Source organism: Bradyrhizobium sp. 40, from assembly GCF_023100925.1.
GTDB lineage: Bacteria > Pseudomonadota > Alphaproteobacteria > Rhizobiales > Xanthobacteraceae > Bradyrhizobium.
The window spans coordinates 1,573,760-1,586,700 of record NZ_CP064688.1 but is presented as its reverse complement, the minus strand read 5'-3'; the positions used below and the strand labels follow the sequence as shown (position 1 = coordinate 1,586,700).

The 12,941-nt window shown below is 63.7% G+C and carries 10 protein-coding genes; 7 read left to right on the top strand and 3 right to left on the bottom strand.

The genetic code is table 11. The annotated features are described in order from the left end of the window. Positions 1–178 precede the first annotated feature (178 nt). From IVB40_RS07455 to IVB40_RS07425, 7 genes are all read left to right on the top strand, one after another. A complete protein-coding gene (locus IVB40_RS07455) occupies positions 179–1,420 on the top strand; it encodes an ABC transporter substrate-binding protein (RefSeq protein ID WP_247288137.1) in 1,242 nt (413 codons plus the stop codon). A gap of 103 nt (positions 1,421–1,523) precedes the next feature. Then, positions 1,524–2,399: a branched-chain amino acid ABC transporter permease gene (locus IVB40_RS07450; protein WP_027570854.1), complete on the top strand. Its 876-nt coding sequence runs from the start codon at positions 1,524–1,526 to the stop codon at positions 2,397–2,399. Between the two features lies 1 nt (position 2,400). After that, positions 2,401–3,327: a branched-chain amino acid ABC transporter permease gene (locus tag IVB40_RS07445; protein ID WP_027570853.1), complete on the top strand. Its 927-nt coding sequence runs from the start codon at positions 2,401–2,403 to the stop codon at positions 3,325–3,327. Further along, a complete protein-coding gene (locus IVB40_RS07440) occupies positions 3,327–4,808 on the top strand; it encodes an ATP-binding cassette domain-containing protein (RefSeq protein ID WP_247818502.1) in 1,482 nt (493 codons plus the stop codon). Before IVB40_RS07445 ends, IVB40_RS07440 begins: the two co-directional genes overlap by 1 nt. A 41-nt stretch (positions 4,809–4,849) precedes the next feature. Beyond that, a complete protein-coding gene (locus IVB40_RS07435) occupies positions 4,850–6,091 on the top strand; it encodes an ABC transporter substrate-binding protein (protein WP_027570851.1) in 1,242 nt (413 codons plus the stop codon). Between the two features lie 174 nt (positions 6,092–6,265). Continuing rightward, positions 6,266–8,782 carry an excinuclease ABC subunit UvrA gene (gene uvrA / locus IVB40_RS07430; RefSeq protein WP_247818501.1) on the top strand — a complete coding sequence of 839 codons (2,517 nt, stop codon included), beginning with the start codon at positions 6,266–6,268 and terminating at the stop codon, positions 8,780–8,782. Positions 8,783–8,937: 155 nt separating this feature from the next. Next, positions 8,938–10,248: an ABC transporter substrate-binding protein gene (locus tag IVB40_RS07425; RefSeq protein ID WP_027570849.1), complete on the top strand. Its 1,311-nt coding sequence runs from the start codon at positions 8,938–8,940 to the stop codon at positions 10,246–10,248. Positions 10,249–10,358: 110 nt separating this feature from the next. On the opposite strand, the gene IVB40_RS07420 is transcribed toward IVB40_RS07425, so the two are convergent. The 3 genes from IVB40_RS07420 to IVB40_RS07410 form a co-directional block, all read right to left on the bottom strand. Further along, on the bottom strand, positions 10,359–10,850 hold the full coding sequence (locus tag IVB40_RS07420; RefSeq protein WP_245287893.1) for a hypothetical protein: 492 nt from the start codon (positions 10,848–10,850) through the stop codon (positions 10,359–10,361). A 485-nt stretch (positions 10,851–11,335) separates the two neighbouring features. Beyond that, entirely contained in the window at positions 11,336–12,505 is a 1,170-nt protein-coding gene (locus IVB40_RS07415; protein WP_247818500.1) for a Gfo/Idh/MocA family oxidoreductase, read from the bottom strand. Between the two features lie 49 nt (positions 12,506–12,554). Continuing rightward, the gene (locus IVB40_RS07410; RefSeq protein WP_007601095.1) at positions 12,555–12,866 is read right to left on the bottom strand and encodes a septal ring lytic transglycosylase RlpA family protein; all 312 of its coding nucleotides are present in this window, start codon (positions 12,864–12,866) and stop codon (positions 12,555–12,557) included. Between the last annotated feature and the right edge of the window lie 75 nt (positions 12,867–12,941).

Sequence of the window (12,941 nt, the reverse complement as noted above, 5' to 3'; positions counted from 1 at the left end):
AAATCTGCATGCCTACGCGTGAAACGGGTCCGACAGCTTTCCTGCCCGCTATTTGCGCAGCGCTAGACTTTAGTCCGTGCCTCACGATCCTGGACGCGGTTTCACTTGCCGAGAATGTCTCCGCCGGTATAGTCGCGGCATAATGGCTCATAAGAGGCCTGTTAAGGGAGAGAACAAGATGAAGAAACCGCTCTCTGTTGCGTTGCGAATAGCACTCGGTACCGCCGCGGCCGCTGTGTTGATGACGTCAGGCGCGGCACTTGCGGCCGACCCGATCAAGATCGGTGTGATCGCAGAAGCGCAGGCGATTGCCGGCGCCTCCATCCCTCAGGCGGCACAGCTCGCCGCCGACGAGATCAACGCCAATGGTGGCGTCGACGGCCGCAAGATCGAGATCGTCTCTTACGACAATCACTCGTCCTCGGCAGATTCGGTGCGCGCATTCCAGCGCGCGGTAAACGAGGACAAGGTCAATGCGGTCATCGCCAGCTACATCAGCGAAGTCGTGCTGGCGCTGGAGCCCTGGGCCTCGCGGCTGAAGACGCCGTTCGTCACGCCCGGTGCCGCGTCCAACGAGATCAGCAAGAGCGTGCATGCCGACTACGAGAAGAACAAATACACCTTCCACGGCTATCTAACCTCCGCCGCGCTGGCGCTTTCTGTCTGCGACGGCGCCAAGGACCTGCTGGTCGACAAGATGCACATGAAGACCGCCGTCATCATGAGCGAGGACGCCGCCTGGACCAAGCCGCTCGACATCGGCTACGAGGAATGCCTGCCAAAGATCGGGCTGAAGGTGCTCGACCACATCCGCTTCTCGCCTGATACCACCGACTTCACACCGATCTTCAACAAGATCGAGGGCTCCAAGCCCGACGTGATCATCACCGGCATCTCGCACGTCGGCGTGCAGCCGACGGTGCAGTGGAAGAACCAGCAGGTGCCGATCCCGATGTTCGGCATCGCCTCGCAGGCTACCAACGAGACTTTTGGCAAGGACACCAATCAGGCGGCGGAAGGCGTGCTCTATCAGGGCGTCTCCGGGCCAGGCGTCGCGGTGACGCCGAAATCGGTGCCGTTCGCTGAAGCCTTCAAGAAGAAGTTCGGCAACTATCCGTCCTATGCCGGCTACACCGCCTATGACGAGGTCTACTACATCGCCGACGCCGTGAAGCGCGCGGGCTCGACCGACGCCGACAAGCTGGTCGCCGCGCTTGAGACGACGGACTGGGAAGGCACGATCGGCCGCGTCCAGTTCTACGGCAAGGACGATCCGTTCACGCACTCGATCAAATACGGCAAGGGCCTGATCACCGGGCTGATGCTGCAATGGCAGGGCGGCAAGCAGAGCGCGGTCTGGCCCAAGGAAGTCGCCAAGGTCGACATCAAGTTCCCGAGCTTCATCAAGCTCTCGAACTAGCAGGACACGCTCCCGGGACCAGCTCCCGGGAGCTTCCACATGCGGCCCCGCAGCACGTTGCGCCAGCAACATCGTCTCTCATAAATCAGATTGCCAACCCTAGATGCGTGCTTTCCAGATTCTGATCGATGGCTTTGCCATCAGCGCTCTCTATGCTCTCGGTGCCACCGGCTTCACGCTGATCTTCGGCGTCTCCGGCGTCCTCAACCTCTCCCACGGGGCCATCATGGTGGCGGCAGCGGTGGCGGCCTGGGCCGCCGCCAGCATCCTGAATGTCGGCACCTATGCCGGCGCGCTGATCGGCGTCGGTGTCGCCCTCCTCACATCCTTTGCGACCTATTTCGCGGTGGTGAAGCCGATCCAGGACTCCCGGCGCATCCCGAATGAAGAGAAGGAGATCTTCGTCCTCACCGGCACGCTGCTGTGGGGGATCATGATCCAGGAGGTGATCGCTTATTTCTTCACCAACAACGCCAAGACCGTGCTGCCGATCGTCGAGGGCGTCGTCGAGATCCTCGGCGTACGCACGCCCAGGAACGAGATCTTTACCGCGATCGTGTGCTGCTTCGTCATCGCGCTGTTGTGGCTCCTGGTGAACCGCACCCGCACCGGCAAGGCGGTGCTGGCCGCCTCGATGAACCCACGTGGCGTCACCCTGCTCGGCCTCGAGCTCACCAACATCTACGTCGTGGTATGGGCGATCTACGGCATCCTCGCCGGCATCGCCGGCGTGCTGCTCGGGATGTTCCTCGGCGTCAGCTCCTACAGCGTCGGACCGCTGACCGCGAGCGCGTTCTCGATCGTCGTGCTCGGCGGCCTCGGCAGCGTCTCCGGCTCGCTGATCGCGGCCTTCGTGGTCGGCTATCTCGAAACGCTCACGGCCTACCTGATCTCGCCGGCCTACCGCACCATTCCGGCGCTGCTGCTGCTCGTGTTCGTGATGTACATCCGGCCCCAGGGCCTTCTGGGGAGGCGCTGAGATGGCCAGCTTCTTTACGACCCGCCTGTTCTTCATCTCGCTTGCGCTGGTCGTCATCGCGGCGACGCTGCCGCTCTACGTCTCCGGCTACGTGCTCGGGCTCCTCACCGTCGCTTTCTATTTCGGCGTGTTCGCGATGGCCTGGGACCTGCTGTTCGGCTTCGCCGGCGAGGTCAATTTCGGGCCGACCTTCCTGATCGGCGTCGGTGCCTACACCGCCGGCATCCTGAATGCCCAGTTCGGCTGGTCGGTTTACGCTTGCATCGTGCTCGGCGCGCTCGCCTCCGTCATCGCGGGCCTCGTGCTGGCGCTGCCGGCGCTTCGGGTGCGCGGACCGTATTTCGGCCTGACCACGCTGGTCGCGGTACTGATGCTGCAGAATTTCATCGTGGTGTTTGCCGACCTCACCGGCGGAGAGATCGGCCTGACCATTCCCGACGTCATCTCCATCAACGCCGGGGTCAATTACTGGATCGCGCTCGGCTTCATGACGATCTCGGCGGCTATTCTTTATGGCCTGTCGCAGTCGCCGATCGGCCTGGTGCTGCAAGCCAGCGGCCAGGATCCGGTGCAGGCCGGCGCGCTCGGCTTCAACATCGTCAAGCACAAGCTCGCCGCCTTCATCGTCAGCGCGTTCTTCTCGGGGTTATCAGGCGCGCTGCTGGTGTTCTATTTCGGCACCGCTTCGGTCGGCACCGTCGTCGACGTCGCAGTCGGCGTCAACGTGATCGTCTCAGCCGTGCTCGGCGGCCGGCGCACCGTGCTTGGCGCGGCGCTGGGCGCGATCTTCCTGATCGTCGCCGGCGAGTTCCTGCGCCCGACCGGCGAGCTAGCGACCTTCATCGTTTCGGCCGTCGCGCTGCTCGTCGTGCTGTTCTTCCCCGGCGGCTTCCTCGGAGCGGCCCTCTCGCGTGAGGCGCGCTCGTGATGGATATGCGAACTTCAAACAGGGCCGTGCTCGAAGTCCGTGGCCTGACCAAGCGCTTCGGCGGATTGACGGCGGTGAAGAACCTCGGCTTCGAGGTCAATAGCGGCGAGATCTTTGGCCTGATCGGGCCGAACGGCTCGGGCAAGTCGACCGCGATGAAGAGCGTGATGGGCATCGAGCGCCCGACCGCCGGCGAAGTGATCTTCGAGGGCGAGGACGTCGCCGGCCTTCCCGCGCACAAGATCGCGCGCAAAGGCTTTGGCATGGTGTTCCAGCATTCGCGGCCGCTGAACCGGCAGACCGTGCTGGAGAACATCATGGTCGCGCTGCTGCCGGACAGCCTGTTCATGCTGTTTCCCGACAAGGCGCTGGTCGAGCGCGCCAAATGGATTGCCGACCGCGTCGGCCTCGGCAACGTGATGAACCGCCGCCCGCCGACGCTGCCCTTCGCCGACCTGCGCCGGCTCGAGCTGGCCAAGGCGATCGCGCGCGACCCCAAAGTCGTGCTGGTGGACGAGCCCTTTGCCGGGCTGACGCGGGCGGAGGTCGAAATCTTCTCCGACCTGATCCGCAGTTTTCGCGACGAGGGCCGCGCGGTGATGCTGGTCGACCACAACGTCAAGAGCGTCGCGGCGCTGGTCGACCGCGTGCTCGCGATGTATCTCGGCGAGGAGATCGTCACCGGCAAAGCCGAGGATGTCATGAAGAACGAGACGGTGCGGCGGGTCTATCTCGGCGGCGCCATCGAGACCCATGCGCGGCCCGAGACCAGCTTCAAGGACAAGGTGCCGCTGCTCCAGGTCGAGAACGTCAGCGTGTTCTACGGCAAGGCGCAGGCGCTGGAGAACGTCTCGATCCACGTCCACGAGGGCGAGTTCGTCTCCATTGTCGGCCTCAACGGCGCCGGCAAGACCACACTGTTCAACACCATCTCCGGCTTCCTGCCTTATACCGGCGAGATCGTACGCAACGGCGAGAAGCTGCGCGGCACGAGCCCAGCGAAAATCGCCCGCAGCGGCCTCGTGCAGTGCCCGGAATCGCGCGAGCTGTTCGGCGAGATGAGCGTGCGCGAAAACCTCGATCTCGGCGGGCAACACCTCGCCGACGACAAGCGCGCGGCACAGCTTGCCTGGCTGTTCGAGCTATTCCCGATCCTGAAAGAGCGCCAAGGCCAGATGGCGCAAACGCTCTCCGGTGGCGAGCAGCAGATGCTTGCGATCGGCCGCGCGCTGATGATGCAGCCGCAGATCCTGATCCTGGACGAGCCGACGCTGGGCCTCGCCCCCGTCATTCTCGAACTCCTGTCCAAGGCCCTAACGAGGCTGCGGCAGACGACGTCGATCACGGTGCTGCTCGGCGAGCAGAACGTGACCTTCGCGCTTCCGCATGCCGACCGCGTCTATGTGCTCGAACATGCAAGGATCGTCTGGGAGGGCGATCCTGGCCGCTTCGCCGCGGAGGCTGGCGCCGATTTTCTCTAGTTCGCGCATATCAACAACAAACAAGCAAAAGGGAAACGACCATGCGACCATCGACGAATTTGAGCGGCAGCTTTCTCCTCGCCTCCGCGCTGGCGCTGTGCCTCGCTGCTCCCGCCTACGCGCAGTCGAACGAACCCATCAAGATCGGCGTCATCGCCGAAGTGCAGTCGATCGCGGGTGCCGCGACGCCTGGCGGCGCGCAGATCGCCGCCGACGAAATCAACGCCAAGGGCGGCATTCTCGGCCGCAAGATCGAGATCGTGACCTACGACAACAAAAGCTCCTCGGCGGACTCGGTGCGTGCGTTCCAGCGCGCGGTGAGCGAGGACAAGGTCTCCGCCGTGATCGCAAGCTATATCAGCGAGGTCGTCCTCGCGCTCGAACCCTGGGCGGCGCGGCTGAAGATGCCGCTGATCACCCCCGGCGCCGCCTCGAACGAGATCACCAAGGCGATCCATAACGACTACGAGAAGAACAAGTACACTTTCCACGGTTATCTGACTTCGGCCGCGCAAGCGCAGCTCGTCTGCGACGCCGCCAAGGATCTCCTGGTCGACAAGCTCAAGTTCAAGACGGTCGCGATCATGAGCGAGGACGCCGCCTGGACCAAGCCGCTCGACGTCGGCTACGAGGCCTGTCTTCCGAAAGCAGGCCTCAAGGTGGTCGAGCACGTGCGGTTCTCGCCTGACACCACCGACTTCACGCCGATCTTCAACAATATCGAGGGCAAGAAGCCGGACGTGATCGTCACCGGCATCTCGCATGTCGGCGTGCAGCCGACGGTGCAGTGGAAGAACCAGCAAGTGCCGATCCCGATGTTCGGCATCAGCGCGCAGGCGCTGAGCCCGACCTTCTGGAAGGACACCAATGGCGCCGCCGACGGCGTCCCGTCGCTGGCGGTCGCAACGCCTGACGTTGCCGTGACCTCCAAGACGAAACCGTTCGCGGCCGCGTTCAAGGCCAAGTTCGGCTCGCCGCCGGCTTATACCGGCTACACCGCGTATGACGAGGTCTACTTCATCACGGAGGCGATCACGCGCGCGGGCTCGACCGATCCCGACAAGATGGTCGCCGAACTCGAAAAGACCGACTACGAGGGCACGATCGGCCGCATCCAATTCTACGGCAAGGACGACGAGTTCACCCACGGCATCAAATCGGGTCCGACGACCGTATCCGGTCTGGTCTTCCAGTGGCAGGACTCCAAGCAGGTCGTGGTCTGGCCCGAGAAGATCGCGGAAGGCAAGCTGAAGTTTCCGAGCTTCGTGAAGCTGTCGCAGTAATACGCCGGACTGGGCACCGGGCTCGGTCCCGAGCGCCCCATCGCCTTTGCAAGGCCCGTCGCTACAGCCGCGACGGGCCTTTGTTTTGTGCAGAACGCCACCGGTACGCTGTCATCGGTGGACCCATCCTGCGATCCTGCCGTTAACCTCCCATGCGTGGGCCGGAGCAGCCAGATGGACGACCGACCAAGACGACCCGATGGCCTGATGCAGGACGACGGCTTCGTTCGCGTGCGCGGCGCGCGTGAGCACAATCTCAGGAACGTCGACGTCAGTATTCCGCGCAACGCCCTCGTCGTGTTCACGGGCGTGTCGGGCTCCGGAAAATCCTCGCTCGCCTTCGGGACGATCTACGCCGAGGCGCAACGGCGATATCTGGAATCGGTGTCGCCTTACGCGCGCCGCCTCTTCCACCAGATGCAGATCCCTGAGGTCGACGACATCGAAGGCCTGCCGCCCGCCGTCGCGCTCCAGCAGCAGCGCGGCGCACCGACGACGAGGTCGTCCGTCGGCAGCGTGACCACCATCTCGAACTTGCTCAGGATGCTCTATTCCCGTGCCGGCGATTACCCGCGCGGACAGCCGATGCTCTATGCGGAGTCGTTCTCGCCGAACACGCCGGAAGGCGCCTGCCCGACCTGCCACGGTATCGGCCGGATGCTCGACGTCACCGAAAAATCCATGGTGCCCGACGACACCCTCACCATTCGCGAGCGCGCCGTCGCGGCCTGGCCGAGTGCCTGGCAGGGACAGAACCTCCGGGACATCCTGACGACGCTAGGCTACGACGTTGACAAGCCCTGGCGTGAGCTGCCCCGGAAGGACCGCGACTGGATCCTGTTCACGGAGGAGCAGCCGACCGTTCCCGTCTATGCCGGTTACGACTTGGCCGAAGTCAAACGAGCCCTCCGCCGCAAGGAGGAGCCGAGCTACCAAGGCACGTTCACCGGCGCCAAGCACTACGTGATGCAGACCTATGCCAAGTCCGAGAGTGCGATGATGAAGCGCCGCGTCGCGCAATTCATGATCACCCAGGACTGCCCGACCTGCCACGGCACGCGATTGAAGCCCGAGGCGCTCAAGGTCAAATTCGCCGGCCTTGATATCGCCGAGATGTCGCATCTGCCGCTCAAGAAGCTGCAGGAGGTGATGAAGCCATTCGCGAAGGCTTCGACGGATGGGGCATCGGAGAAGACCATCGTCGCCAGGCGCATCTGCGAGGATCTGTCGGCGCGACTGGCGGTCCTGCTCGATCTCGGGCTTGGCTATCTCGCTTGCGAGCGCAGTACGCCGACGCTGTCGCCGGGCGAGTTGCAGCGGCTGCGGCTTGCGACACAGGTCCGCTCCAACCTGTTCGGCGTCGTCTACGTGCTCGACGAACCGTCGGCAGGTCTGCATCCCGCCGACACCGAGGCGCTGCTGCGGGCGCTGGACCGGTTGAAGCATGCAGGCAATTCGATCTTTGTGGTCGAACACGAGATCGAGGTGATCAGGCATGCCGACTGGCTGGTCGACGTCGGGCCGGATGCTGGCGAGGGCGGCGGGAAAATCCTCTATAGCGGGCCCCCCGCAGGGCTCGGGCAGGTCGCACAATCGCGAACCGCCCATTATCTCGCGCATCCACGAAAGCCACTGCCGACGGTCCGCCGCGAGTCGAAGGGCCACCTGAAGATCCGGGGGGTGACCCGCAACAATCTGCGCGGTCTCGACGTCGATGTCCCGCTCAGGGTTCTCGCCAGCGTGACCGGCGTGTCGGGCTCGGGCAAATCGAGCCTGATCGGCCAATTCCTCGTCGATGCCGTGGCGGAGCATCTCGGCCATACACAGGCCGCGGACGCGGACGACGACAGCCTGGCAGCACCCACGATCGAGACATTGGGCGGCAAGATTGTCGCCGGCCTCGACCAGATCGATCGCCTCGTGGTGGTGGACCAGAGGCCGATCGGCCGCACGCCACGATCGAACCTTGCGACCTATACCGGCCTGTTCGACCACGTCCGGCGGCTGTTCGCCGCGACGCCGCAGGCAAAGTCCCGCCGCTACGATGCCGGGCGCTTCTCTTTCAATGTCGCGAAAGGCCGATGCAGCACCTGCGAAGGCGAAGGATTTGTCTGCGTCGAGCTTCTGTTCCTGCCCAGCGTCTACGCACCCTGCCCGACCTGCAAGGGCGCGCGTTACAACGACAAGACGCTGGAGGTGAAGGTCCGCGGAAAATCCATCGCGGATGTGCTGATGATGCGCGTCGACGAGGCCTTCGAATTCTTCCGCGAAGATCCAACTCTCAACCGGTCGCTATCGGTCGTCCGCGAAGTCGGGCTCGGCTATATTCGTCTCGGTCAGTCCGCGACCGAACTGTCGGGTGGCGAAGCCCAGCGCATCAAGCTCGCGACCGAGCTCATGCGGCCGCAACGCGGTCACACGCTCTATGTCCTGGACGAGCCGACCACCGGTCTGCATCCCAAGGATGTCGAGCGACTGATCGCCCAGCTCGAGCGCATCGTGGACGCCGGCAACAGCGTGGTCGTGGTCGAGCATGACATGGATGTCGTCTCTCACAGCGACTGGATTATCGACCTCGGCCCCGGCGCCGGCGATGAAGGCGGCCGCATTGTTGCGTCAGGGACACCGCGCGAGGTGGCCAAGGCCGGCGGGAAGACCGCCGGCTATCTCGCCCGTCGCTTGAAACAATAGCGCGGGTCTCGTCGCCGCCCATTTCGCAATTGCGTTCTGCGCCGCGGAGGCGGGACCCCGACTTTCGCCATGTTGACTTTCCACCGCCCCCCTCCCCATACTTCGAAAAAGAATAACAAGACCAAATCATAAAACGGTTCTTGAGGGAGGATAGGATGCCGACTTCACGCAGGCAGCTGCTGAAGAGCTCGGCGGCTGCCGCCGCCGCACTCAGCCTCGATTGGACACGGGCCCAGGCGCAAGCCGAAAATTTACGCATCGGCCTGATCTACGACCTCACCGGTCCGTTCGCCGCTGGCGGCTCGGTCGCCTCCTCGGTCGGCGCGCAGATCGCGATCGACCTCGTCAACGAAAAGGGCGGCATCGGCGGCAAGACCAAGATCGTGCCGGTCGCGGCGGACTCGCAGAGCAAGGCGGACGTGGCGATCAACGAGGCCGAGCGGCTGATCAGCCAGGAAAAGATCGACATCATCAACGGGGTCTATTCCAGCGCGCATGCGGTGCCGATGGCCGCGAAGGTCGAGCAGCAGAAGAAGATCCTCTGGATCACGACAGCGGTCTCGACCGCCGTGTTCAAGGACAAGAACCTGCAATACGTGTTTCGCGCGCAGATCCATTCCGACCAGTACGGCCAGGCCTTCGCGGGCTTCGTCGCCGAGCACGCGCAAGGCAAGCTCGGCATGGACCCGAAGGACGTCAAGGTTGCGCTGATCCACGAGGACGGGCCTTACGGCGTCGGCGTCGCGGCGGCCGACGAGGCCTATGCCAAGCAGGCGGGCATCCAGGTGGTGATGCGCGAAGGCTATTCGGCGTCCGCGCCCGATCTCTCGGTGCTTGTGACCAAGCTCAAGCGCGCCAAGGTCGATGTGATCTCGCATGCCGGCTACAACCCCGACATCACCCTGTTCCTGCGTCAGGCCCGCGAGAGCGGCCTGCGCTTCAAGATGCTGTTCGGCGCGGGCGCCGGCTACAGCCAGCTCGACAAGTTGCGCGCGACCTTCGGCCCCGACATCGACAATTTCTGCAACATCGATCCGGTGCCGGCGCAACTGCTCGATTCCGCCAAGCTTGCGCCTGGAATCGGCGATCTGACCAAGACCATGGTCACGCGCTACCAGGCCAAGACCGGCGCGACCGACGTGCCGCCGCACTGCTCGATGGGTTTCAACCAGACCTGGATTCTGCTCAACAGCGTGCTGCCGGTCGCCAAGGAAAAGTACGGCAGCTTCGAGCCCGAGGCCATTCGCAAGGCCGCGCTCGACGTAGACATTCCCGCCGGCGGCACCATCCAGGGCTATGGTGTAAAGTTCTTCCCACCGGGCACGCCGCTCTCCGGCCAGAACGAACGCTCGACCCCCGTCGTGATGCAGAATGCCGGCGAGCACATCTCGGTGGTGTGGCCGACGAACATCAGGACGCAAGACCCGGTGTTTCCGCTGCCGAAGGGATCGACCTACGGGACGTGAGGCTACGCGCCGCGACGACGGTGCACCCTCTCCCCTTGCGGGAGAGGGTGGCTCGCCGCGAAGCGGTGAGACGGGTGAGTAGGTCGCACCTCCCCAAATAGGCAATCGTTTTACTGTTTGATTGAGGTGACTGTGCCTGTACAGCCAGTCGATGCTCTGAACGTTCCGGTGCCTCGATTGCCCGAAGTAAAGCTGGTACCGGTGACGGTGACCCCATCGTAGATGCCGACGGAGTGGCCGACCCCGTTGGCGTTGATCGTTCCGGTGGCACCCCCGCCACTGACGCTTCCGCCGGAGACGACGACTGTCGACGTGGTGGTGGTACCGCAGCCCACTGCAGTAACGAGCCACACGCCGTCGAACTTGCTAACACCGCTACCACCACCACCGCTTTTCCGGGCGGCTTCGGGCTTGCTGCGTCGTGCGGGCTTCTCAGGCTCCACCGTGCGCGGTGCCTGCCGCAAGCCGGAAAGGGATTTCTCATCATTCGAGATACTCCCGCCTGCACTGCCAGATTGAGCCAACGCAGCGCTCGCCATGCAGGCCCAGATCAGGAGCGAGACGAGTGTATTTCCAAGCGTAGTTTGAGCTGAACTTTCCACAATGATTTAATCCATATCCAAACAGACCGTGCCAATAACGCGACAAAGATTTGCCAGTCATGCCCCCTCGTCAAGCGCTACGATGGGCTGGGACGGGTCCTTGGCACAACGGAGCGACTTTAGCCGCGACCTCGGCGGCGGCTATCAGGCCCCGCAATCAGTGTCGGATAATGAATTTCGGGGCGAAAGCTTGGTTTTACTGCATCGCCCACTGGTGGCCGAACCGGGACAGGACTGCATCGTCGTCCGCAAGCCCGGAGCAAGCCATGCGAAATCCGAAGCCCTTCACAGTCCTTCAGCCGATCCCCGGCCAGAGCCCGAAGCCGCTGTTCACAGTCTGCGCCTATTCGCTCGATGAGGCTCGCGCCCTTGTCGCGGCAAGGTCGCTGGCGAGACCAGGCGACGCACAGCGCTTCTCATTGACGACACTCGGGAGGCGTTGAATACGGACGCACCAGGTTCAGCTAGATCGGCGTTGTCACGCCCTACAACACCACCCGCCGTCCCTCCTCCGCCGCCCAGTATCCCGCATAGTTCACCTTGATCGTCTCATACGCCAGCGCGAGGTCCGACAGCGGCTGCCGTCCCGTCGCGGCGCATTCCATGAAGTCCTGGATCTCCTGGAGATAGCCGCGCGTCCACTCCTCTTCGAGGCAGACATATTGCCAGCCCGTTTTGCGGTCGATCTTCTCGGTGATGTAGACGGAGGCGAGCTTCTCCTCGGAGGTCTGGTAGCTCATCAAATGATTGTTCGGCGTGATGTTGGCGAACAGCGAGCCGCCTGACGTGTAGGTCTCGATCAGATTACGGACGCCGCCCATGATCATGTCGCCGGAGAACACGGTGGCCTTGGTGCCGTCCGAAAACGTCGCGGTCAGCGTACCCCAATCCTCAACGTCAACAGGATTTGCCTTGATGTAGGTACGCTCCTCCGGCTTCAGGACAGCCGTGACGTTGCCGACATCGCCGCTGACGCTGGCGACGCGGATGGTCTCGCCGCGCGCCTTGGCCTCGACCTGTTTGAGATACAGCACGGCGGAGAGCGGATGGCAGCCCATCCGGATCAGCGAGCCGCCGCCGGTCATCGCCCATTGTGCGGCGTGGGCCGCGTGCGAGCCGGAATGGCTCTCCTCGCCCTTCATGAACAGGATTTTGTCTTTCGTCGCCTTGATGATCTCCGCGGTCTTGGTCACCGCGGGCGCGTAGATCCAGTCCTCGGCATACATGAAGAGCTTTCCGGTGCGCTCGATCGCGGCGCGCGTGGCGTCCATCTCCTCCAGCACGCGCTCATACATCAGCGCCTTCGGCACATGCTTGCCGATCGGCTGCCGGTCGCCGTCGCGGCCGAAATAGCCGGCGAACGGCTTTTCGCAGATCACGTGCTTGCCGGCCTGCATGGCGGCGACGACCATTTCGGCATGCAGATTGGGCGGCGTGCAGATGTCGATGACGTCGAGCTCGCGGTCTGCGATCAGCTCGGCGAAGCCGCGATAGACCCGCGGGATCTGGTGGCGATGTGCAAACTCGACGACATGGTCGCCGCGCGCAGCGACCGCCGCGACCTCGACATCCACGCCGTAGACGCGCCGGAACGCATACATATGCAGCTCCGACACGAAGCCGCAGCCGACGAGTCCCACCCTGATCCTGGCCATAGCGCCCCCTGACCCATGCTTTGGGCGGCACTATAGCGCGCCGGCGGACCTATTCCACCGAGACCCGCACCACGCCGGCGCTCATCATGCCCAACGCCTTGGCGGCCGGCACCGAGAGATCGACGATCCGGCCGCGGATGAAGGGGCCGCGATCGTTGACCCGGCATTGAATCGAGCGGCTCCCGTACGACACCCTCAGCACGCTTCCGAAGGGGCGCGTCCGGTGCGCGCAGGTCAGCTCGCCTTTTCCGGCTTTTCCGTATCCGTAATAGGAGGCAAGCCCGCTCTCGGCCTGGGCAAAGGAAACTGCAGAAAGCGAAAAAGTGGCAAGGCAAGAAAATAGCGTGGTCTGCGCTCGCACGGCACCGCTCCCGGTTGGCCCTGCCCCGCGCAGCAACGTTTGTTGGTTCCCGTGGGTTCCTCAGGCGCCGCCGGG